The sequence below is a fragment of the Streptomyces sp. NPDC006510 genome, from assembly GCF_040611955.1.
In the GTDB taxonomy this organism is placed as follows: domain Bacteria; phylum Actinomycetota; class Actinomycetes; order Streptomycetales; family Streptomycetaceae; genus Streptomyces.
The window spans coordinates 1-21,952 of the sequence record NZ_JBEXPH010000067.1 but is presented as its reverse complement, the minus strand read 5'-3'; the positions used below and the strand labels follow the sequence as shown (position 1 = coordinate 21,952).

General features: G+C 67.6%; 20 protein-coding genes and 2 pseudogenes. 8 read left to right on the top strand and 14 right to left on the bottom strand.

Annotated features, from left to right (window positions below):
• Window positions 1–69: 69 nt before the first annotated feature.
• Window positions 70–885, top strand: a complete 816-nt coding sequence (locus ABZY11_RS21020) for an alpha/beta hydrolase (RefSeq protein ID WP_356480583.1) — start codon at window positions 70–72, stop codon at window positions 883–885.
• A gap of 64 nt (window positions 886–949) precedes the next feature.
• On the opposite strand, the gene ABZY11_RS21015 is transcribed toward ABZY11_RS21020, so the two are convergent.
• Both ABZY11_RS21015 and ABZY11_RS21010 read right to left on the bottom strand, forming a co-directional pair.
• The gene (locus tag ABZY11_RS21015; RefSeq protein ID WP_356480582.1) at window positions 950–1,507 is read right to left on the bottom strand and encodes an NADPH-dependent FMN reductase; all 558 of its coding nucleotides are present in this window, start codon (window positions 1,505–1,507) and stop codon (window positions 950–952) included.
• Between the two features lie 244 nt (window positions 1,508–1,751).
• Complete coding sequence (locus ABZY11_RS21010; protein WP_356480581.1) at window positions 1,752–2,099, bottom strand: hypothetical protein; 348 nt, start codon at window positions 2,097–2,099, stop codon at window positions 1,752–1,754.
• Between the two features lie 293 nt (window positions 2,100–2,392).
• Here ABZY11_RS21010 and cpt point away from each other — a divergent pair, with 293 nt between their 5' ends.
• Window positions 2,393–2,914: a chloramphenicol phosphotransferase CPT gene (cpt, locus tag ABZY11_RS21005; RefSeq protein WP_356480604.1), complete on the top strand. Its 522-nt coding sequence runs from the start codon at window positions 2,393–2,395 to the stop codon at window positions 2,912–2,914.
• A gap of 163 nt (window positions 2,915–3,077) precedes the next feature.
• On the opposite strand, the gene ABZY11_RS21000 is transcribed toward cpt, so the two are convergent.
• The 5 genes from ABZY11_RS21000 to ABZY11_RS20980 all read right to left on the bottom strand — a co-directional run bounded on the left by ABZY11_RS21000 (window position 3,078) and on the right by ABZY11_RS20980 (window position 7,573).
• On the bottom strand, window positions 3,078–3,557 hold the full coding sequence (locus ABZY11_RS21000; RefSeq protein WP_356480580.1) for a GNAT family N-acetyltransferase: 480 nt from the start codon (window positions 3,555–3,557) through the stop codon (window positions 3,078–3,080).
• 145 nt (window positions 3,558–3,702) lie between these two features.
• Window positions 3,703–4,659, bottom strand: coding sequence for a hypothetical protein (locus ABZY11_RS20995; protein ID WP_356480579.1), 957 nt, complete (start codon window positions 4,657–4,659; stop codon window positions 3,703–3,705).
• Window positions 4,660–5,018: 359 nt separating this feature from the next.
• Window positions 5,019–5,801, bottom strand: coding sequence for a peptidoglycan DD-metalloendopeptidase family protein (locus ABZY11_RS20990; protein WP_356480578.1), 783 nt, complete (start codon window positions 5,799–5,801; stop codon window positions 5,019–5,021).
• Between the two features lie 165 nt (window positions 5,802–5,966).
• On the bottom strand, window positions 5,967–7,175 hold the full coding sequence (locus ABZY11_RS20985) for an MFS transporter (RefSeq protein WP_356480577.1): 1,209 nt from the start codon (window positions 7,173–7,175) through the stop codon (window positions 5,967–5,969).
• A gap of 86 nt (window positions 7,176–7,261) precedes the next feature.
• Window positions 7,262–7,573 (bottom strand): helix-turn-helix transcriptional regulator, encoded by a 312-nt coding sequence (locus tag ABZY11_RS20980; RefSeq protein WP_356480576.1) that lies wholly within the window; start codon window positions 7,571–7,573, stop codon window positions 7,262–7,264.
• A gap of 273 nt (window positions 7,574–7,846) precedes the next feature.
• Between ABZY11_RS20980 and ABZY11_RS20975 the strand changes: the two genes are divergently transcribed.
• The gene (locus tag ABZY11_RS20975; protein ID WP_356480575.1) at window positions 7,847–8,815 is read left to right on the top strand and encodes a hypothetical protein; all 969 of its coding nucleotides are present in this window, start codon (window positions 7,847–7,849) and stop codon (window positions 8,813–8,815) included.
• A gap of 3 nt (window positions 8,816–8,818) precedes the next feature.
• On the opposite strand, the gene ABZY11_RS20970 is transcribed toward ABZY11_RS20975, so the two are convergent.
• The gene (locus tag ABZY11_RS20970; protein ID WP_356480574.1) at window positions 8,819–8,998 is read right to left on the bottom strand and encodes a hypothetical protein; all 180 of its coding nucleotides are present in this window, start codon (window positions 8,996–8,998) and stop codon (window positions 8,819–8,821) included.
• Between the two features lie 57 nt (window positions 8,999–9,055).
• Between ABZY11_RS20970 and ABZY11_RS20965 the strand changes: the two genes are divergently transcribed.
• Window positions 9,056–9,958 (top strand): DUF5753 domain-containing protein, encoded by a 903-nt coding sequence (locus ABZY11_RS20965; protein ID WP_356480573.1) that lies wholly within the window; start codon window positions 9,056–9,058, stop codon window positions 9,956–9,958.
• 61 nt (window positions 9,959–10,019) lie between these two features.
• Here ABZY11_RS20965 and ABZY11_RS20960 read toward each other — a convergent pair whose 3' ends face one another.
• Together ABZY11_RS20960 and ABZY11_RS20955 are read right to left on the bottom strand one after the other, a co-directional pair.
• A complete protein-coding gene (locus ABZY11_RS20960; protein WP_356480572.1) occupies window positions 10,020–10,232 on the bottom strand; it encodes a DUF397 domain-containing protein in 213 nt (70 codons plus the stop codon).
• On the bottom strand, window positions 10,232–11,077 hold the full coding sequence (locus tag ABZY11_RS20955) for a helix-turn-helix transcriptional regulator (RefSeq protein ID WP_356480571.1): 846 nt from the start codon (window positions 11,075–11,077) through the stop codon (window positions 10,232–10,234). Before ABZY11_RS20955 ends, ABZY11_RS20960 begins: the two co-directional genes overlap by 1 nt.
• A 194-nt stretch (window positions 11,078–11,271) precedes the next feature.
• Between ABZY11_RS20955 and ABZY11_RS20950 the strand changes: the two genes are divergently transcribed.
• Together ABZY11_RS20950 and ABZY11_RS20945 are read left to right on the top strand one after the other, a co-directional pair.
• A complete protein-coding gene (locus tag ABZY11_RS20950) occupies window positions 11,272–11,937 on the top strand; it encodes an ATP-binding protein (protein ID WP_356480570.1) in 666 nt (221 codons plus the stop codon).
• Between the two features lie 243 nt (window positions 11,938–12,180).
• Window positions 12,181–13,107 carry a YDG/SRA domain-containing protein gene (locus tag ABZY11_RS20945; RefSeq protein ID WP_356480569.1) on the top strand — a complete coding sequence of 309 codons (927 nt, stop codon included), beginning with the start codon at window positions 12,181–12,183 and terminating at the stop codon, window positions 13,105–13,107.
• A gap of 76 nt (window positions 13,108–13,183) precedes the next feature.
• On the opposite strand, the gene ABZY11_RS20940 is transcribed toward ABZY11_RS20945, so the two are convergent.
• Together ABZY11_RS20940 and ABZY11_RS20935 are read right to left on the bottom strand one after the other, a co-directional pair.
• Window positions 13,184–16,324 (bottom strand): DUF3427 domain-containing protein, encoded by a 3,141-nt coding sequence (locus tag ABZY11_RS20940; RefSeq protein ID WP_356480568.1) that lies wholly within the window; start codon window positions 16,322–16,324, stop codon window positions 13,184–13,186.
• 142 nt (window positions 16,325–16,466) lie between these two features.
• Window positions 16,467–16,694: pseudogene (locus ABZY11_RS20935) on the bottom strand (GNAT family N-acetyltransferase); the annotation flags it as partial.
• Between the two features lie 19 nt (window positions 16,695–16,713).
• Here ABZY11_RS20935 and ABZY11_RS20930 point away from each other — a divergent pair.
• Window positions 16,714–17,010, top strand: a pseudogene (locus ABZY11_RS20930) (Rid family hydrolase); the annotation flags it as partial.
• Between the two features lie 7 nt (window positions 17,011–17,017).
• Here the strand turns inward: ABZY11_RS20930 and ABZY11_RS20925 are convergent.
• Together ABZY11_RS20925 and ABZY11_RS20920 are read right to left on the bottom strand one after the other, a co-directional pair.
• Complete coding sequence (locus ABZY11_RS20925; RefSeq protein WP_356480567.1) at window positions 17,018–17,386, bottom strand: hypothetical protein; 369 nt, start codon at window positions 17,384–17,386, stop codon at window positions 17,018–17,020.
• Between the two features lie 155 nt (window positions 17,387–17,541).
• Window positions 17,542–20,994: a S8 family serine peptidase gene (locus ABZY11_RS20920; RefSeq protein ID WP_356480566.1), complete on the bottom strand. Its 3,453-nt coding sequence runs from the start codon at window positions 20,992–20,994 to the stop codon at window positions 17,542–17,544.
• A 233-nt stretch (window positions 20,995–21,227) separates the two neighbouring features.
• Here ABZY11_RS20920 and ABZY11_RS20915 point away from each other — a divergent pair, with 233 nt between their 5' ends.
• The gene (locus tag ABZY11_RS20915; protein WP_356480565.1) at window positions 21,228–21,779 is read left to right on the top strand and encodes a SigE family RNA polymerase sigma factor; all 552 of its coding nucleotides are present in this window, start codon (window positions 21,228–21,230) and stop codon (window positions 21,777–21,779) included.
• Window positions 21,780–21,952: the final 173 nt, after the last annotated feature.

Below are 21,952 nucleotides of genomic sequence, written 5' to 3'. Positions count from 1 at the left end.
CGGAGTCCTACCTCTGTCAGCACAACGGCGCCCCGGACGCGGGCCGCCGATCGAGGAAGGACCACCGGCATGACCGTCACCCACACCCTCCACGTCCCCGGCGCGCACCTGCACTACGAGGTGCGCGGCGCCGGACCGTTGCTGCTGGTCATGGGGTCGCCGATGGACGCCGCGTCCTTCGCACCGCTGGCCGACGCGCTCGCCGACGACCACACCGTCGTCACCCACGACCCGCGGGGGATCTCCGGCAGCACGCTCGACGACCCCGACGAGGACACCACACCCGACCGGCGGGCGGACGACGTGGCGGCGATCATCGACGCGCTCGGGGCCGGCTCCGCCGATGTGTTCGGCAGCAGCGGCGGCGCGGTGACCGGGCTGGCGCTCGTCGCCCGGCACCCCGGCCGGGTACGTACGCTCGTCGCGCACGAGCCGCCCGTCCTGGAGATCCTCCCCGACGCGGCCGAACAGCGCGCCATGACCGAGGACATCATCGAGACCTTCCACAAGGAGGGCCAGGGCGCGGCATGGATGAAGTTCATGGCCGGTGCCGGATTCGACAACGACGGCTGCGACGACGGCGCCCCCGCCGCACAACCGGACGAGCCCTCGCTCCGGGACATCGCCAACGGCGCCCGTTTCTTCGGCCACGACCTGCGGGGCACCGCCCGCTACGTGCCCGACATCGCCGCGATGACGGCTGCCCCGGCCCGCGTCGTCATCGGGCTCGGCGCCGACTCGGGTGGCCTGGTCACCTACCGGACGTCCGTCGCCCTGGCCGAACTGCTCGGCACGCGGCCGGTCGTGTTCCCCGGCGACCACGGCGGCTTCCTGGGACAGCCCAAGGAGTTCGCCGAGGCACTGCGGAGGACGCTGGCGATGTGACCGTCCGCGAGCGAGGGGGGTTGAGGGCGCGTACGGGCCGTTCGTCGAGGGCGCGTACGCGCCCTCACCCGTCCCGCCCGACCTCCGCGGCCCGCTTCGTCAGCAGCCCGAGCACCTGCCCCAGCTGCTCACGGGCGCCCGGATCGGTGATGACCCCGTCCGGGCCGACCGCGTCCCGGCCCACGGGGATCCGTACGCAGGCCGGCTCCACGATGTCCGCACCGGTGTAGCCGAGCACGGTACGGAGCGTGGCCTCCGCGCCCCGGCCGCGGCCGGGAGCCGCGGCGTTCACCCAGGCGGTGGGCTTGTCGCAGATCTCGGTACCGCCGACCGTCCAGTCCAGCAGGTTCTTGAACGCCCCCGGCAGGGTCCCCGCGTACTCCGGCGTACAGACCAGAACGGCATCCGCCTCGTCGATCGCCGCCCGCAGCTCCGCCACCGGACCCGGCAGCGGATCGGCATCGTCATCGGGGTTGAAGTGCGGGAGCCCCGCGAGGCCGTCGTAGAGAACGGTCCGCACCTCGGCGGGCGCCACGGCCTGCGCGGTGCGCAGCACGGTCTCGTTGGAGGAACCGCTGCGCAGGCTTCCGGACAGCAGGAGAATCACAGGTGGCGTCGGCATACCCGGTCAACCTGCGACGACCGGCCCCCATTCCCGCACCCGCGAGGCAGGGACGTGACAACCACCTCGCCACGAACGCGAGCTACGAACGCGAGCTACGAACGCGAGCTACGAACGCGAGCTACGAAAGCGAGCCACCAACGCCGGTGAAGTCGCCCCGGGCAGACTTCACCAAACGCAAGCCACCCCGGCACGGGCGCGGGGGCGGCTCGTACCGGGGTGGTGGTTGCGCGGTGCGGTGGGATCAGCTGAAGACGACCGAGCGGAGCTTCAGCCGGCTGCCGGCGTGGCCGCCGTCGGGCCGGAGGGTGAAGTAGTCGCCCTCGCAGCCGGGGTCGGTGAAGACGGTCGCGCTGGAGTCGGTGAAGTTCCACGGAGTGTGGGCCGGGTTCGACGAATTGGGATCGGCCACCTCGGGCAGGGTGATGCACATCCGGCTCGGCGGGTCGACGAGGTAGCCGAGTCGCGGGGCGCCGTCGAGACCGGTGTAGGCGTACGTGAAGTCTCCGGTGGCCGCGCCGGCCGAGGTCGGCACGGCGACGATGAGCGCGAGCGCGCCGAAGGCGGCAGCAACGGTGGAACGAAGACGCATGAGGGGAACTCCTTGTGCGGGGATCGGAAACGGCCCAAGTCTGTGCCGCTGACCTGCGACTACTGCCGAATGTGAGGTTCCGTCACCCGGACGGGAGCTGCTGAATCGGTTCTGCCGACGGCCATACGGTCATGCCTCGGACTCACCGTGTTGACCACCGAGGGCCGGGCGGACCACGGGCGAATTCGCGTCGGCCCCCCATCACTTGCACCGCACCACCTCGCACCGCACCACCTCGCCCTGCACCACATCGCACCGCAGCCAGGTTGTAGTGTGGCCCGGTGAAGACGCAGATGATCGTGCTCAACGGTGGCTCCAGCTCAGGGAAGTCCGGCATAGCCCGGTGTCTTCAGGCGGTGTTGCCGGACCCGTGGCTGACCTTCGGGGTCGACACCCTGATCCAGGCGATGCCCGCGTCCATGCGCGCGTCGGACGCGGGCATCGAGTTCGCCCCGGACGGCGAGGTGGTCGTCGGCCCCGGGTTCCGTACGCTGGAGACGGCATGGATCGAGGGGGTCGCCACGATGGCCCGTACGGGAGCCGGGGTCATCGTCGACGAGGTGTTCCTCGGCGGTGCGGCGTCCCAACAGCGGTGGCAGAAGGCGCTCGGCGGACTCCGGGTGCTGTGGGTCGGCGTCCGGTGCGAGGGCGCCGTCGCCGCTGCCCGTGAGATCGCGCGGGGCGACCGTGTCCCAGGCATGGCGGTCTCACAGGCGGACGTGGTCCACCAGGGCGTGACCTACGACCTGGAGGTGGACACGACGCGGAGCGAGCCGATGGAGTGCGCGCGGATCATCGCAGCTCACATCGGTTGACCGGGCGGTGTCCCACCGTCCCGCCGTCCCACTGATCGTTTCCGGCCACAGCACGACACGTCACGCCACGACACGTCACGACATGCCGCGCCACGTCATGCCACGTCACGTCACGACATGCCGCGCCATGACAAGCCACGCCACGCCACGCCACGTCATGCCACTACGCGTCGCCGAGTTCCAGCTCACCGACGACCTGATCCCCGCTCGTTTCCCCGGTCGGCCGGAATCCGAGCTTGAAGTAGAACTGCTCGGGCCCGTGCTCGCCGGGGACCCAGGACACGGTCGCCCGCGTCTGCCCCCGCCGCCGGATCTCCTCGCACACCGCCCCGACGGCGAAGCGGCCGTATCCCCGCCCCTGTTGATCGGCGGCGATGTTCAGCCGCCAGAGCCCGGAGCGCAGCCTGTCGTCGTTCGGGTCGTCCGGGTGGAACCGGACGTCGAAGAAGGCCATGACGAAGCCGACGAGCTGCTCGCCGTCGAAGATCAGCCGGGGCCAGGCGATGTCGGGTGTCGCGTAGGCCTGGGCCAGCGACCAGGCGACCGGCTTCACGAGTCCGTCCTGATCGGGCCGTACTTTCAGTTGGCAGGCGGCCTCGACGTTGTCCGGCGTGACCTTTTCGAGGCGCAGTGATGAAGACATGCGGGCAACCTACAGACCGATGCCCTGTCGCATCGGACAGGTGATTTCCCGCGCCGCGGCCTCATTGCTCGCACCACCGGGATGCCTGGCGCCGCCCGTCGAGCGGGCGGTACCAGGCATCCGGCGAACTCCCCTTGTGGCAGGGTCAGTTCGCGGGGGCCTGGTAGAGGCCCCGGCCGGCGCGGTGGGCCCGGGAGGTGGCGACGAGCCGGTCCAGGGTGCTGCGAACGGTGTTGATGCCGTTGGGGGTGAGCTCACGCCCGAGGGCCTTCGTGACGTCACGGGCGCGGACGGGGGTGTCGCCGGACTCGGCGAGCACCTTCATGGTCAGCTCGGTGAGGCTGCCGCTGTCGTCGACGGCCGGTGCGGCGGCTGCGGCGGTCGCGGCCTTCTTCGTAGCCCTGGCCTTCGCGGGCTTGGCCGTCCTGGTCGCCGCCTTGGCTGCCTTGGCCGGTGCGGCGGGCTTGGTTGCCTTGACCGACTTGGTGGCCTTGGCCGGTGCGGCGGACTCCGTGTCCTTGGCGTCCTTGCTGTCCTTGACGTCCTTGGCGTCCTTGGCGTCCTCGACGGGCTTGGCCGCGACGTCCTTCTTGGCCTGGCCGCGCTGGGCCCTCGGCTTGGCGGCGGCCTGCTTGCGGCCCTTGGGCGCGGCGGGTGCCTTGCGGGCGGCGCGGCGCGCGGGGGCGGGTGCCGCCTGCTCCTGCGGGGTCTCCGCCTGGGCGGCGGAGTCCACGGAGTCCACGGATTCCACGGAGGCGCTGGAATCGATGGAATCCTGCGCCTGCTGCGGAATCTTGGGGGCGGGAGCGCTCGCTGCCCCGGCGTTGACGTCGTCCGTCCCACCCGACTCCGCCACCGCGTTCGCGTCCACGCCCGCGGAGAAGGCGGGGGCGTGGGCGGGGGCGGTGGAGGGGGTGTTGGCGGGAGCGGCCGACAGTGCACGCAGTGCGGTCAGTGCGGTCCGCACCGACTCCAGACGTTCGGTGACGGTCGCGAGTTCCTTCTCCAGACTCTTCTGGTGCTGCTCCAGGCGAGGAAGTTCCGCCTCCAGCAAGGTAGTTGTGGCATCGATGGTGACCAATGTGTTGGTCTCGGAGGTCATGTTGTCGCCCTTCTGTCCCGGCCGACCGTTGGTGACCGATGTATCGCAGGGTAAGGGGTGTTGTGTTGTGGCCGGAAATCGCCTCTCGGTACGAACTGTTCAAGGGACCCCGCCAGCACTGGCCGTCAGTCTCCCGAAAGTCCTGGCATCGTGCCCAGGAGATGGCGTGGGAGGCACTCTTTTGGCCGCACCCGCTGCATCGGCAAGCCGCTCCCTCGCGCTCCGCGTGCCGCCCGACTCCCACTGCGCGCGACAGGGCCGGCGCGGCACACCTTGAGGGAACGAGCGCGTCCCCCGGCACCGGGCGGTGGCGGGGGACGCGGGATGCGGAAAGCACGGGTGGCAGGCGACCGGGGCCGTCAGCCGTTCTGGCTCACCGGCGCGGAGCCGGTGGGGTAACTGGTACCGGTCTCCACGGTGTTGGGGATCTCGCGGCTGAGCTGGCTGTCGCAGTACACGACGTTCCAGTGCAGGTGCGCACCGGTCACGTTGCCGGTGGCGCCGGAGGTTCCGATCTGCTGGCCCCGGGCCACCGTGTCGCCGGTGTTGATGATCGTCGAACTCAGGTGGGCGTACTGGGTGCACTGGTTGTTGCCGTGGTCGACCAGCGCCATGATGCCGCCCGCGCCGTTCCAGCCCTCGAAGTAGATGGTGCCGCCCGCCGAGGCGACGATCGGGGTCCCGGTGGGCGTGGCGAAGTCGACCGCGTGCCGGTTGTAGTCGTCGTTGTGCGAGTAGCCCTCGCCCGGGGTCTGGGTCACGGTGTACGCGCTGCCGACCCGGTACGGCAGTCTGAACGGGGTGCCGCCGGAGCAGGCGGGCACCACCGGTTCGTTCGAGCCGGTCTCCAGGAAGCCGTCGGTGATCCAGCCGCCGTTCGGGAGCTTGTTCCAGATGTCGGTGGCACCGCCGATGCCCTCCACGGTGTCGCCGCGGCCGTAGCAACTGATCGTCACGCCACTGCCGTTGGCGAGGCTGCCGATCACCTGGGCGCCCAGGCCCGGCGCGGACCGTATCTGGAGCGGAAGGCCGCTGGGAACGTTCACCGTCACCACGGCGTCGGCGTGTGCCGACGCCGCGGGAACCATGACCGCGAGCCCCGCGAAGAGGAGGGCCAGGCCGGCCCGAATGCTGCGACGCATCGTCGCCTCCGTGTGTGGGGGGATAGGGCGAAAGGAACCCAATGTTGTCATGGCCACGGCATTCTGACACTCCGCGTGACACGCTTTGCAGCTTCCGGCACGCCGCACATGAGAGAGCGTCCCCGTGCGTGCCGTCGCCCCCATCGCCCCCGGCAGCCCCGTCGCTCAGGCCCGGACCTCCCCAGCAGCGAGCGAGCCCCGCTCGGCCGGCGTCCCCTGCCGCTCACCGCCGCGATCCAGTCCCAGCCGCAGCGCCATCACGATCAGAGCAGCGACCGCGAACCCGACTCCGACCCAGGCGAGGTGACGGGCCCCGTACTCCGCCAGGACCCACCCGCCGACCGCGGTCCCGATGGTGATGCCGAGGTTGGAGAACGAGATGAAGAGGCTGTTGCCGAACTCGGGCGCGTCGCTCGCGTCCCGTCCCAGCCAGCTCTGGCTCACGATGAGCCCGCCCGAGTGCACGGCGCCCCAGATCAGTACCACCGCAACCATCGGCGCGAGCAGCGGGCCGACCGCGTACAGAAGGACGTACACCAGCAGACACAGCACCGGGTAGGCGACGACGGTGCGGACGAGGTTGCGTCGCAGCAGGCTGCCGAAGGCGAAGTTCCCGAGGATCATCACGATGCCGAACGCCATCAGCATGGCGCTGACCCACGTACCGTCCATGTGCGTCACCTGACCCAGGTACTCGGCGAAGTAGCCGTAGACCGAGAACATCGCCGCGAAGACGAGAACGATGGACGCGATGGTCAGCCACATCCGCAGCCGCCTGAGAACGCTCAACTGTGCGCCGTAGGAGACGCGTTGGCCGACAGGCATCGACGGTACGAACCGCAGGATGCCCAGGAAGGCGATCAGGTTGACGAGGGCGCCGAACCAGAAGGCCGAAGCCAGCGAGAGATGCTCGGCGAGGTAGGAGGACAACGGCACACCGAACGCGAAGCCGACGGTGACACCGGCGAACACGGTCGTCGTGGCCCGGGTCGCGTCCTTCGCGGGTACCAACCGCGCGGCGGTGGCGAGCGCGACCGCGAAGAACACGGGATGGAAGAGGGCGGGAATGACGCGGAAGGCGAGCATCACCTCGTACTGCGTGGTGAGCGCGTAGACGGCGTTGGAGACGGCGAACACCGCGATTGCGGCGGCGAGCACCTTCTTGCGGTCGATGCCGGAGGCGAGCAGCGTTGTGAACGGCCCGGACACCGCGATGACCAGGGCGAACACCCCGACGAGCCAGCCGGCGGCGGACGGTGTGACACCGAGTTCGGCCGAGACCTGGGGGAGTACACCGACCATGCCCATCTCGGTGGTGATGATCCCGAACACGCCCAGGGCGAGTACCAGGACGGTGAGGGAGGTCTTTCTCATCGGAACGATCAGTACCTTTCATCGAATCTAGAAAAGTAGATGCATCAGGGTGGCGGTCAAGGGTGTACGTGGGAGCCGGAGGTGAACTACAACTCGTCGCGGACGTACGCGGCGAACTCGGCGATCACCGGCTCGTTGCGCCGGTAGTACGTCCACTTGCCGATGCGCTCCGAGGTGAGCAGCCCCGCGTCCTTCAGGGTCTGCAGATAGCCGGACACCACCGACTGGGCCAGCCCGGAGCGCTTCTGGATGTCACCGACGCATACGCCGATGTGGAAGCCGAGCCCCTGCTGTCGGTAGGAGTCCTCGTCGAAATGCTTCTCCGGCTCCTTCAGCCACTGCATGAACTGCAGGCGCGCGGGATTGGCGAGCGCCTTGTGTACGGCCAGTGGTTCCATCGCCCTGCCTTCCCGAGCCTCCTGCATTACGCATCTAGCTTTCGCAATATGTAGCGCCAAAGTCAAATCACACCGACCTGGTGCCATCGGGGCGCGCGGGTCCTGGCTGCCGCTGGGGATGAAGTCCCGCACGCGTGGCGGCAGATGAAGAATATGCGGTACGGTGACGAAATCGTCACGCTCTGTGTGTTCATGCGCACATAGGGCGGCCCTCAGCGGTGCGCCAACACCAATCCGAGGGCCTACACAACCAGTGGAAGAGAGCCACCGGAAATGCTGCGTCATGCTATCGCGCCCTCCGCGCGCTATACGAAGGCATCACACGATGTCGTCCGCCACCCGCGTCTGAGCAGTGACGCGAAGATCCTGCTCCTGTACGTCCAGGGCCTCCCCGACCACACCACCTTCAAGCCCTTGAGCGAACTGGCCCACAAACTCGGCATCAAGGGCCGCGCGTACCAGAAGGCGAAGCAACAGCTGGTCGAGAACGGTTACGTACACGAGTGGCGCAGCCAGGCCGACGGCGGCCGCTGGATCACCGAGCAACTGGTCGCGAACACCGCCCTGACGGGTGAGCAGGCAGCCCACGTACGAGGAACCCCACCAGCCCCCTCGCCCGTCGCCGTGCCACCGAGTACGCACTTTCCGACGGTCGGCGAACCGGCTGCCCGGACGGCCGGTGGCTATGAACCGGTAGAAGACCACAGTGATAAAACCACTCCCCACCCACCCTCCGAACCGGAGCGCCCGGCCTCGACGGCGGACCCCACCCTGCTGGCCCGCGCCGAACGCGTCCTGCTCTCCCTGCGCCACTCCCGCCGTGAACTGCACCTGGGCGTACGCGAGGCCGCCAAGCTGGCCGTCGAGGCGGTCAAGTGGCTGGAGCGCGGCCTGAGCGAGTCCGACCTGCGTCAGGCCCTGCTCGCCGAACGCCCGAGAGAAGGCGTGCGATCGGCAGTCGGCTTCCTCCGCTACCGCCTCGTCCAAAAACTCCCCGAACCTCGGACAACCCCGCAGTCCTTCGACCCCGTACGCCCCCGCGAACTGATCGAGTGCGAGGGCCCGGGCAAGAAGCACGCCTTCCGCCCCCTGCTGGACGAGACGGAATGCACCCCGTGCCGCCTGATCGCAGCGAACACCATGTACGCCGAAGCCCCCTCACCGGAGCCCGACCACCTGCCGTGGCGAGAACGCTTCGCAAGGATCAACACAACACCGGCGGCTCTACCGGGCGAAGGCTGACGGCTACCGTGCCTTCTCCAGGACGTACGTGTTGCGGTTGTCGGGGTCGCTGAAGAAGAAGTACAGAGCCAGCCCTTCCTCGCGTCGCTCCAGCTCCAGGATCCAGGTGTACGAGTCCGGAGCGGCTCCCTGGAGTCGTCGCCGACGACCGTCTCGTCCGCCGCACCCGTCGGCTCGCGCCATGCCGACGACGTACACCGAGTGACGCTCAAGGACACGTGCTGACCGTCGCTCCAGCCCATGGGCCGGTCGGTCAGCTCCCACGTCCCGGTGCCGGACATCCGCCACTGCTCGTCGAAGTCGAAGTCCTGTCCGTCGAGTCGCTTCACGACAGCGGTACCGTCCGCCCGCATGGTGACTTCCGTGCCATCGACGCACCGCCAGGTCCCGACGATCTCCGCAGCCGAGACCCCGGTGACGGCCGGCACATCCGCGTACCGCCCAAGCACGCACCCGGACAGCGGCAGAGCGAGCAACACAGCACCCAGCCCGGCCAACACGCCACGACGACTGCTACCTACCCGACCCGTGCCGAACCCTGCGCTCATGCCCACCCCATCCATCCGCCGTGGCGTTCACGGGCGGACGGTGATCATCCTCGTGCCGAGGGAGCGGGGAGTGTGTTGCGGGGCGGTCAAGCGGGAACCGACCACGGTGTCGGGCATGCTCCAGACGGCTGACTATGCGCGCCATGTGTTCCTCAGGTACGCGGAGCTTCAGAACTCGGTCCGAGGCACGGAAGAAGCCGCCCGCTCCCGAATCAAGCGGCAGGAGAGGCTATACCGTCCGGGCAAGCTCCTCAACGCCCTGATGTGGGAAGCCGTGCTGCACACCTTGATCTGCCCTCCTCATGTACTCGCCGCCCAGCTGGACCGCCTGGACGGCGTCATCGGCATGGACACCATCCACCTCGGAATCGGCCCCCTCCAAGCAACAGCGAAGGTCCCTCCGGCCAGTGGCATCTGGTGCTTCGACGGCCGCCTCGTGGTCACCGAGGACTGGTATGCCGAACTGTGGCTGGACGACACCGACACCATCGCCACATACCAGCAGGCGCGGCAGGCCCTGAGTGAATCCGCCGTCTTTGGAGTCGACGCACAACGCGCGATCGCCCAGGCCCGCCGGAGCATCGACGTTCGCTGACGTGCACTGCGTCTAAGGGCGCTCGCTTGGCTTGACTGCTACCAGAGGGCGTCATGCCTGGTCACGAGTGCACTGTGCACTTCCCGGGCGCGGAGCTTCGCAGGCCCCGTACGAACTCGGTCCAGGCGCTTCGTTGCACAGTCAGTCGAGCCCCCCGGGGTTGCTTCGAGTCGCGCACACCGATGACCGATGCCAGGTCTGCGACCTCGACGCACTCCGTGCCACTCCCGCCGCTGTACGACGACTTGAACCAGTGTGCTTGTTCGTGATCCATCAAAGCTCTCCACAGACTCGATTCAGGAACGTGGCAGACAGATCGATATCCAACGCCTGCGCACGCAGGTACTCGAACGCCAATTTATAGCGCGCAAGTTCCTGCGTCTTCTCCATGAAGAGGCCACCACCAATGATGTCCACGTATACGACGTCAAGTTCGGGTGCGGGGCCACCGAGGACGACGAAGCTGCCCACTGCTGCCGCGTGGGCGCCTGCTTCGAACGGCAGTATCTGCACCGTGATGTGCGGTTGGGCGGCCAGTGCACATAGATGCTTCACCTGCTCGCGCATGACGTCGCGGCCACCCACGATGCGCCGGATGACTGCTTCATCAATCACCGCCCAGATGTGTGGTGGCTCGGTCCGAGCGAGGAGCTCTTGCCGCTTCATGCGGATGTCCACCATGTGGTGGATCTCCTGGTCAGTGCATCGCCTCTCCGAGGCGCGATGTACCGCTTCTGCATACTCGCGTGTCTGGAGCAAGCCAGGCACGTACATGCAGGCGTAGTGGTCCTCGCTGACCACCTCGTCTTCGAGGGTCAGCATGAGGTTCATCGACTCGGGAATCGGGTCGGCCAGTGACCGCCACCAGCCTTGGATTCGAGCTCCCTTGGCCAGTTCGACCAGCGACGCACGCTCTTGATCTGATGCGCCGTATTCGCGGCAGAGGGCGTCGACGGCTGGCCACTTGACCGTGCCTTCCTTCGTTTCGTAGCGGCTCAAGGTCGCCTTGGAGATGCCAACCCGAGCCCCGGCCTCTTCCAGAGTGAGGCCTTTGTGCTCGCGGAGGCGGCGCAGATCTGCGCCGAGTTGGCGTCTGCGGGTGGTTGGTCCAACTGGCATGGCTTTGGTCCCTCGTGTTGATCCTCAAGAGCGTGCATCGTGTGGAGCGCATTGAGCAAGACAGCGCACTTCGGGGGCGCGCGTCAGCTGGTGTGCTTCCGCAAGCGCCGATGTGGGAGTTCCATTTTGAGAGTTTCACTGCAACTGTATGAGAGATGTCAGGTGCGCAGAGTGACGATCTAGTGAGTGTAGGAGTGAGCAGCTTGGGTGAGTGTCGTTTCGGGGTGGACAGGAAGGCGTGGGATCTGGCGTTCGCGGCTGAGGCTGAAGGGCTCGCCGGCCTGCGGCAAGTGATGCGATCGCACCTGGAGCTCTGGGGCCTGCCAGAAGTCGTCTACGCGGCACAGATCTGCGTTACGGAACTGGTCTCAAATGTAGTTACGCATGTGGGCCCCGGAACTCCATGTTGTCTAGCTGTGTCGATGAACGGTGGTCGCCTTCGCATCGAGGTGAGCGACCCCGACCTGCAGGGGCTTCCGACGCTCGTCGCGGCGGCGGAGGGGAGTGAGGTGGGGAGGGGAATGACTCTTGTGGACGGTGTGGCCGATCGCTGGGGCGTCATCCTCCGCGGTGACTCCAAGGTCACCTGGTGTGAGTTGTCTACCGGCCTTCAGTCATCAAGCGATCACGTTCACGGCCCGCAAGTTGCCAAGGCAGAAGCCTTATTGGGACTTTGCGGGCTTGGCAGTGTCCCGGCGAGCGCGCGTCGCGAGCGGCTGAGTCTGGCCTTGGGGAGGGAGCTGGCAATCGGCCTGATCGTCGATCTCCTCCACTGGTTCCGTGCCCATGGCTGTGATCCGGACGATGCCCTCGACTGCGCACAAACTCGCTTCGAAGCTGAGGCGGCAGGTTCAGTGTGAAACAACGCCATTCGCTGAACTCGATGAAATCGCTTAGGAGCTAGATGACCTGGATGTCAGCTGCGACATCCGAGGCTCGGCGTCAGGTGGCGGGCTCACGGGTGCCATGGCGGTGGGGTGGGGTCGCTCACCCTTCCGCAGGGCACCGGAAAAAAGTGGTTGCTTCGGGACACTGATCGATGGGAAATGGCCATGATCGGCTGAAAAGCTTGATCGAACGTCAGTAATCGGCAGCATGTTCGCATGTCGCCATCGAAGCCCATCTATTTCGGCCCGCCTCCAAATGTGAGAGAGGAGCAGTGGTTCCGAACGCACGATGCCCTGTACGCGGCAGACGTGCACCGGTTTCGGGGTCGGGGGATCTCAGGGACTTCACATGAGGGCGTCGACTCGATAGTTGCCAGTGGAGGCTATGCCGGTGACGAGGATTTGGGCGACGTCATCATCTATACGGCGCAAGGAGGAAAGCCGGACGAGGGTGGGCATCTCACGGAGGACCAGTCCCTGTCTGGGGTCAATGAGGGCATGCTGATCAACTATCGGGAGGGGCTACCCATCCGATACGTACGGGGACTTGGGATCAGGCGGGGTAAGGCGACCGAAGGGTACGTATACCGCGGTCTTTACCTCGTTGAGGATTACTGGAATGTGCGCACTGAACGCGGGCACCTCATGTGGCAGTTCCGCCTCGCGAAGTCCTCGGCCGGGGAGCGTTGGGACGCGGCCGAGGTGAGCGACACACCTGCGGATGACCAGGCGGCCCTGGCTCGGCAGGTAGCAGCCGCGAGGTATGTCAGCACCCAGCGGCTCGTGCGCAACACTCAGGAAGCTCGCGCCATAAAAGCTCTCTACGACAACACCTGTCAGATGTGTCGCGTCCCAGTTGTGGTCGACATCAATGGCGCGAGGTACAGCGAGGGCGCGCACATACATGCGTTAGGCAGGCCACACGATGGTCGTGACGTCCGTAGCAATATTTTGTGTCTCTGCCCGAACTGTCATGTTCTCTTTGACAACGGGGCGCGCCTCATCACTGATGACCTCAAGGTCATAGACACCCTCAACCGCCAGGTGCTCGGCGACCTCTACGTGGAGCGGGAGCATCAGATCGACACAGCCTGCCTGGGGCAACATCGATCTAGATGGGCAGATCGCTCGGAGAGCCTTTAGGTCAACAGGTCTGGCAGGCCAATGCGTGTCGCCGTGCCAGAGGCCCAGCTCATTGCGTTGGCCGCGCCTCAGTGGATCAACCCGCAGCGATTGCTGAGTAGGTCCACACGTCGGCTGGCATCTCGTGACGGAGGTTCCAGACGATTCCCATGGGCTTGCTGCCCTTGTGCTCGACGTACTCGGCAGGGCCAAGAAGCATCCACGGCTGAGGTCCGCCGATGTCCGTCTTCTTATAGCGGCGGACGAAGAGGAGGACGTGGGTGCCCTTCTCCTTGTGGGTCTGGTAGCGGATGCCGGTGGGGGACGTCTCTGAGGTCTGGTTTTGGGACTCCCAGTGGAACAGATGCTCGTTCCGTGCGTAGTCCTTGTAGCGAGTCTCCGGGGAGAAGTCCTTTTCATCCTTTTCGAGGGTGATGAGCAGCGCATCAGTCTGGATGTTCTCGCACCACTTCACGCCCTCGCGGAAGTGGCCGGGCATGAAGCCACCGACGTAGGACTGTCCGAGGGCGGGAAGGATCTCTTCTCGGCTATACGAGGCGTGGACTGACAGCGGCAGGCTCGCATGCTTGCCGAGCAGCGGGACGGGCACGTGGTCAGCCTGGTCTAGAACGTGAGTGAGGACCTGGCGGAGTTCGTCGCGGAAGGCGTGTTGCGGGCGGAGGGTGTCGAATCCCTCCTGGTAGCTGCTGAAGCCGCCGCCCAGTGGCCACAGCGAGAAGAAGAACATTCGGGCGAATGCCTGCTCTTGCTCGCTGAGATCGCTGTACGCGGGGGCATCGTCGGTGAGCAGCTTGCTGTACGCGGCGACTCGGAGTGGGTCATCGACGTGGAGAAAGGCTGAGACGCGCTTCAGCAGTGAGGATTCTCCGTCTGGCCCGGACTCTGGGAGGAGCTTTGCTCTGCGGAGCAGACCTGTCCATGAGTTCCCGTTGCCCCGGTACAACTCCTTGAGCTCCCGGCGGCTCTCCTGGAGGTACTGGGTGAGTCGAGGCTCGGCGTAGTCGGCGACCTCGCGGGCGAGCTGAGCGACGTTGACACTGATCTGGCTGCGGATGTTGTCAATGATCAGATCCTTGGCTTTCGACTCAAGGATGATCTGGCAGCCAGATGGCAGCTGCGGGAAGTCGTGCTCGATGTTGGCGAGCAGACGATTGCGGGTGAGGTTGGTCAGCGCGCGGAACTGCTCCTCGAAGCGGAACTCCTTGCGGTGCTGACCGATGAAGTCCAGGACGGTGAGGACGGCCTTGTCCTCGGTCCGACGCAGGCCTCGGCCCAGCTGCTGGAGGAACACTGTGGCGCTGGAAGTGGGGCGCAGGAGAAGCAGGGTGTCGACGTCTGGGATGTCGAGCCCCTCATTGAACAGGTCGACAGAGAAGATGACTTGGACTGTTCCTGCTTTGAGCTGATCCAGGGCCTTCTTGCGTTCATCACGCGGGGTCTCGCCCGACAGAGTGACTGCGTTGAGGCCGGCTCGACGGAAGAAGTCGGCCATGAAGATTGCATGCGCGACCGACACGCAGAAGCCCAAGGCGCGCATCGAGCCCGGGTCGGCAACCTTGTCCCTCACGGCTTGCACGACGAGCCTGGCTCGTGCGTCATTGCCAGTGAAGAGGTTGCTGAGGTCCCCGGCGTCGTACGATCCACGCTTCCAGGCGATGGCGCTCATGTCGGTGTTGTCGGTGACACCGAAGTAGTGGAAGGGGCTGAGCAGGTCGTTCTCTAGAGCTTCCCAGAGGCGCATCTCTGCGGCGATCCGGCCGCCAAAGAACTCGTCCTGGATGTTCAGTCCATCCATGCGTTCCGGGGTTGCAGTGAGCCCGAGGAGCTCCTGCGGCTCGAAGTGATCCAGGATCCTCCGGTACGTCGGGGAGGTGCCGTGGTGGAACTCGTCGATCACGATGACATCGAAGTGGTCTGGAGCGAGGCGGTCCAGCGCACGTGAGTTGAGTGACTGGACACTACCGAAGACGTGCGTCCAATTGTCGGGGATCTCCCCTCCGACGAAGAGTTCGCCGAAGTTCGCGTCCACCAATACGTTCTGGTAAACGCGCAGAGACTGTTCCAAGATCTCCTTGCGATGAGCGACGAAGAGCAGTCGCGGATCGCGGCCTAGCGTCTGCCGCAGGCGCTTGAAGTCCAAGGCTGCCATCACGGTCTTGCCCGTCCCGGTCGCGGCAACGAGGAGGTTGCGGTGCCGGTCGTGGACGATGCGTTCCACTTCGAGGCGTTCGAGCATGTCGCGCTGGTGAGGGTAAGGACGAACCTCAAGTCCAGAGAGTGTGATGGCGGTGCTTCCGTTCCGACTGGACCCGCCAGCCTGGGCGAGCGCTTCGTCGAGTCGTGATGCGTCACTGTCGGGGTCGTACGGCTCGAAGGAGCGCTCGCTCCAGTAGGCATCGAATGTTGCCTCGAACTTGCGGATGACAGACGGGGTGGCCACCGATGACAGTCGCACGTTCCATTCGAGCCCATCCAGCAGTGCCGCCTTGGACAGGTTCGAGCTACCTACGTACGCGGTATCGAAGCCACTGCCGCGACGGAAGAGCCACGCCTTGGCGTGCAGGCGTGTCGAGCGGAGCTCGTAGTTGACCCTCACCTCAGCACCGAATTCACGGACCAGACGGTCCAGCGCGCGACGCTCGGTGGCTCCGATGTAGGTGGTTGTCAGCACGCGGATGGGGACGCCGCGATCGCGCGCGGAGGAGAGCGACTGCTCAAGAACTCGGAGTCCATGCCACTTCACGAAGGCACAGAGGAGATCAACGCGGTCTGCTGTAGCCAACTCGGCTCGCAGTTCGAAACCCAGGCTCGGGTCTTCGGGGGAATTAGTGATCAGTGCTGTCTCGGAGAGGGGCGTCGCCGGGCGAATTGCGTAGACACCGGGAGCCTCTTGCTCTGCGACTGCCAGCAACTGTCGGGGGCCTTCGATGACGAGATCGACCCACTCGGTTGCGCCTTCGATGGTGCTGAGCGAATCCAGTATGTGGTTGGCGGCGACTACTTGCTCCGCAGGTGAGAGACCCTGGAGGACCCTTCGCACGACGCTCGCAATGTGGCGCGTCAGCACGGCTGGCGCAGATTCAGCGCCAACCACTTCGTCGATGGAGCGCCAGCCTGCCAAGTCAAACTGCTTCATGCGATCTTCGAGGCGCCGGGTGATCAGCGTCTCGTAGAGCCCGGCGACCGGAGCCGCGTTGCCTGCCATGTCGTTGGGCATGACGGAGTCCCCTCGTCTCGTCAGCTACGCATGCAGTTGTATCAAGTCGGACTGACAAACCGCTGGTCCGCCTATGCCTTGGTTGAGGTGGTGGCTATCCAGCCCCGACTTCGGGACCTCTACTCAAGTCCCGCACGTAGCCGACCAGGTTGAAGCGGCCCAGCACCTCGCCGTCGGTGTCGACCAGTACGCGGAAGTGGCAGAGCCCGGTGGCCTGTTCGGTGAGTAGGGCGGTGTAGCGGGCGTCGAAGCCGGTGAAGTAGGCGTCGCCCCGGTCCGGTACGGATGTGGTGAAGCACGTGCGGTTCTCCTGCTCGAACGTGAGCAGGGCGGGCGCGTGGTCGGGGCGGAGGCGCTGGAGTTCGGGCATGTCAGAACCATTCGATCGGTCCTTCGGTAACCTGCGCATCGCGCTCGCCGGTGTCGGTCTCGGCTTCGAACACGTCGTACGGCTCGGCACGTACATCGTCGACCATGACCCGGAGAAGCTGGAGATCCTCGGCAGGGCGCTGCACGGGGCCTGGGCCGACCGGCTGCCCGCCCCGACGCTCAGCGGGGTCGCCTCGCTCGCGCTGCCCGGGACGCCCTTCGAGATCGACGCGGTCGCGGTCCGTCCGGCCGAGGGATCCGAAAGCCAGGAAGCGTGGGTCGGTGACGGGCAACCGCCTTGCAGGGCTTGGGGCTGAGCAGTTCCTACGGAGCTGATGGCTTCGGGCCTTTTAGAGCTTTGCCGATTTCGGATGGCCAAGTGGGCCTGTATCGGGCAACGAAGTCGGCGAAGTCCTCGCACAGGTACTGCGGATCAGCCGGCTTCAGCCGTATCTGCGGGTGATCACTGTGCACCCACCAGACCTCGAAGTCGGTCACAGTCCCCTCGACGGGCCAGTCCTCGCTTCGCCCGCGAGGCAGAAGCACGACGTCGACGAACCCTTCGACACTGAGGCCGATGTCCACGAAGACACCGATCACCCCGGGCTTGGGCACCCGGACGACTGTGCCCGTGAGGACCTGACCGAAGCGCAGCTCACCTTGGACTCGCTCCCACTCCGCCTCCGTCACCATTCACGCATCCTCGTACGAGCACCGGCCTGGACGGAAGGGCCCGGTGCGAGCTTCGGCTCGCGCCGGGCCCAACATCTGAATTCCCCATCGGCGTCAGTGTCTGCCGGGGCGGCCCAGGGAGTGGACGGTGTGTTGCCCGGGGCGGTTCGCCGCGGTCAGGGGGCCAGACGGTAGGCGCGCAGGATGGTTTGTTCCACGGTTCCGCCATCGGTGCTGCGTGCCGTGGCCTTCAGGGAGACGAAGGAGCCGGACCCTGCGGGCGGGGTGATGGTGACGCGATGGCTCGCGGTGCCGTCCGGGGTGACCGGGGCGTCCTGCCATGTCGCGCCGTCGTCGAAGGAGACCTGCACGGTGAGGCTCCTGGTCCGGGACGCCGCGGCGCCGGCCTGCCGTTCCACCCGTGCGGTCAGTGTGTGCTCGGTCCGGGCGGTCCGGTTGGTGGTGTCCACGGGGGCGATGAAACGTACGACATCAAGTGGCAGCGCGTCGGTGCGCACCGCGCCGTCGGGGCCGGGTGCGACCGCCGCGGAGCGGAAGGTCCATGCCGTCTCCACTGTCGTCGACAGCGATGCCCACGGCTCCTCGCGGGTGGCCCGTGCGGTCAGCCGGTAGGTGGCCGCGTCCTCGGGGACGGCGAAGGCGGCCCTGGGGGAGTCGCTGGAGCCCAGCTTCTGGCCGTTCCTCGCCAGGGTGATGTGCACGGTGTCCTGCAGCCAGTCGGGCATCGGGCCGCCGTAGTGCCCGGGGGCCGCGTCGCTGAACAGCTGCGGTTCCGCGCTGATGGTGCCGTCACTGGCGCGGCGAAACGACGGCGCGTCGTTCTTGACGGGCGCCGGGCCCGGGCCGATGACGGCGGCGTTCCACCGGTCGGCGCAGGTGCTGCCGGCCGTGCACGAGACGATGCCGGTCTGGGTGACGGGCAGCGGTACGTACTCGCCACCCCCGCCGGTCTGCTGGCTGAAGTACGTCTCGCGCTGCTGCCCGCGCACGGTCATGTACTCGGTGCGTGCCGCGGGCAGCGCGAAGTCCGGTTCGGCGATGCTCATCCCGCCCAGACCGTTCTCGGTGGGCCAGCTGGACGTGCTGCCCGCCGTACCGGGCCCCTGCGCGTAGTAGTCGTTCTTGACGGCGGCCAGGTCCTTGCGGGCCAGGCGGAAGGCCGGGTCGGGGAGGGAACCGGTGGTGAGGAGCAGCAGGTCGTAGCGGTCGGGCAGGCGTCCCTTCGGTGCCTGCGCGCCGTTCTGGATGCTGCGGACGTAGAAGTCGAGCGTGCCGTCGGACACCTGCTTGCCGGGTACGGCGTAGAGCCGTCCGGGCCTGCCGAGCAGGGCGCCCTGATCCGTGCACGTCCCGTCCCCGGCCGGGCGGTAGCAGTAGCCGGCCGACAGCGAGTAGGGCTGCGCCCCGGGGTCCGGGACGGCGACGGTGATCGGCTTGCCCTGCCGGGCGTCCACCGTGCGTCTGCTGTCCTGGCGGATGTCCAGCTCGGGCTGGAGGAACATGGTCGACGTCGGTGCGGCGTCGTCGTTTCCGGGCGTGACCAGGGTGCCGCCGAGGTTGTAGCGGCCCTCCGGCACGCGTGCGGTGGCCGTGCCGTCGTCGAAGGTGAGGCGGAACGTCCGGCCGTCGGCGAGGTTCGTCAACTGTACGGAGGAGAAGCCCTGTTCGCGTGAGCCCGGGCCGAGGGGCGCACCGTTGCGGTCGACGGCCTCGACCGTGACCTGGCGGTGCACGGCCTCCTTGGTGACCGCGAAGGCCGGGCCGGTCACCACGGTGCCGTCCTCGGTGGTCGAGGTCAGACGGCCGCTGAAGGAGGTGCCGGCCTCCGCGGCGCCCGGGTCGATGGTGACCGTGGCCTGGGCCGTGCCCCCGGCGGGGACGGTCAGACCGGTCGGCGACACGGTGAGCAGACCCTTGGGCCCCGGCTCGCCGGCCCGGCCGGTGGTGGCGGCGGCCACGGTGAGGGAGACCTTCGCCGTGCCGGTGTTGTGGTACGTGACGGTGCGGGTGACCGGCTCGGTGGCCTTCGGGTCGGTGAAGTACACGCCGGTTTCCTCGGCGGTGGCGAACACGCTCTGGGCGGTGGCCCGCGCCGCGTCCAGGCGTCCGGCGCCCTGCTCGTACGCACTTTGCCCGGCGATCGGCTTCGCCGAGGAGGTCAGTGCGGCCTTGAGCTGCGGCCCCTTCCAGTCCGGGTGGGCCTGGGCGAGCAGCGCGGCGGCGCCGGCGACGTGCGGCGTGGCCATCGAGGTGCCCGACAGGGCGGTGTAGCGGTCGTTGGCCGTGTTGTTGCCGTCGGTGCCGTCGGTGCCGCCGGTGCCGGCTGCGCGGGCCGCGACGATGCCGATGCCCGGTGCCGTCAGGTCGGGCTTGACCGCGTGATCGCCCAGGCGCGGCCCCTGGCTCGACAGGCCGGCGAGCGCGTCGTTGCGTTCGACGGCGCCCACGGTCAGTGCGGCATCGGCCGTACCGGGTGTGCTGACCGTACCGGGGCGTCCGAGGTTGCCGGCCGCCGTGACGAACAGCGTGCCGTGGCTCGCGGAGAGGTTGTCGACGGCCTGCGAGAGGGGGTCGGTTCCGTCGGTGACGGCGCCGGACAGGCTGATGTTGACGATGGGCGCCCGTGCCGCGGCCCACTCCATGCCCTGGAGGACCCACGACTCCTGCCCGCCGCCGTTGTCGTCGAGCACCTTGCCGACCAGCAGTTCGGCGTCGGGGGCCATGCCCCGGTAGCGGCCGTCGGACGCGGTGCCGTTCCCGGCGACGGTGGAGGCCACGTGCGTGCCGTGACCGTCGCCGTCCGGGACGGCGCCGCCGATGGCACCGTTGCCCTGCGTGAAGTCCGCCGACTCGCCGATCGAGCCGGAGAAGTCGGGGTGTGTGGAGTCGATTCCGGTGTCCAGCACCGCGACCTTCACGCCCTTTCCGGTCCAGCCGGACTTCCATGCCTGCGGCGCGCCGACCTGGGCCGTGCTGCGGTCCAGGCTGGCGCCGACCTTGCCGTCGAGCCACACCTTGGCCACGCCCGGGGCGAGGGCGGCCGCCGACTTCCGCTTCGACGCGGCGGGGCCCCACTCCTTCCAGACCTGGGACACCCGCTTCTTGTCGGCCCGCAGCGCGGCGCCGTGCACGCTCGTCAGGGCGCGCACGGCCGGCGCCCCGGCCGGCGGCTGCGGAGCGGTTCTCCCGCCCGCTGCCTTGTCGTAGGTGACGATCAGCGGCAACTGCGGGCTGTGGGCGTCGTCGTACCCCTGGGCCACGAGCCCCGTGATGTCGAACAGTCGTGGGTCCAGGTGCCCGGCGCGCAGCGGCGCCACCGCGTCCTGCGGCACCAGCGACACCGAACCGCCGGAGCCCTGCTGGGTGAACGCGATGTCCTCGCGCCCGGGGCCGGGCCGTACCGTGACCACGGACACCGTGCCGTCGGCGCCGACCCGGGCGGTGACCTTGTCGCCCGTGATGAGCGTCATCTGCACCACCGACCCCGCCCCGGCCGCCGTGGCCGCGCGGGGCGGGGCCGCCCCGGCGGGCGGTGCGGCCGCCGTACCGATCAGCAGTGCGCCCAGCACGACGGCGGTCGGCGGGCCTGCCGTACGTATGCCTCGCATACGTGTCCTCTCAATCGCGTGGCCCCGCGGGAGCGTCCGCCCGTACCGCGGGGGCGGACGCTCCGGACGCGGGCGCCGGTCGTCTCCATGTCTCGACAGGAACGACGGAGCGGGCCGGGCGCGGGGAGGTCACTGGGCGTCAGAAAAAAATATTCGGAGAGATCTGGCGGCTCGTGACATCCCCGCATCCGGCCCGCTCCGTCGAAGGGGGCAGAGACGAACGGAGGCACGCATTGCGTACCGGTGACCTGGAGGAATTCCGCGGCTTCGCCCAGGAGCGGCTGGTGCACCTGCGCCGCACCGCCTACCTGATGTGCGGTGACTGGCACCATGCCGAGGACATCACGCAGACGGCACTGGCGAAGCTGTACTCCGTGTGGGGGCGGCGACGCCAGATACGGAACATGGAGGCGTACGCCCACCGCGTACTGACCCGGGCCTGCGTCGACCACATGCGGCGGCGCTGGCGTCGCGAACAGCCCTCCTGCGTACTGCCCGACCGCGCCGAGCCCTGTGCGGACCCGGCACTGGGGCTCCAGGTACGTGCCGCGCTGGCCGTCCTGCCGCCGCGGCAGCGGGCGGTGGTGGTGCTGCGCTACTGGGCCGATCTGGACATCGCCGCGACCGCCGCGGCCATGGGCTGCTCCACCGGCACGGTGAAGAGCCATACCGCGCGGGCACTGACCCGCCTGCGTTCCCTCCTGGGAGACGACGCGGACTCCGACACGTTCGGGGCGTTCGCCCCTCCAGCCGATTCCACTCGAAGGAAGGTCGTACTGCGATGAACAACCACGATGTCAAGACCCTTCTGGAGGCCGGGCTCCGTGACGAGCCGCCTCTGCGGACCAGCGTCGACACGGCGGTCGCGGCCGGCCGGCGCACCCTTGTCCGCCGCCGCGGAGCACTTGCCGGAGCGGGCCTGACCGCGGGGGCGGCGGTGGCCGCCCTGGCACTGGTC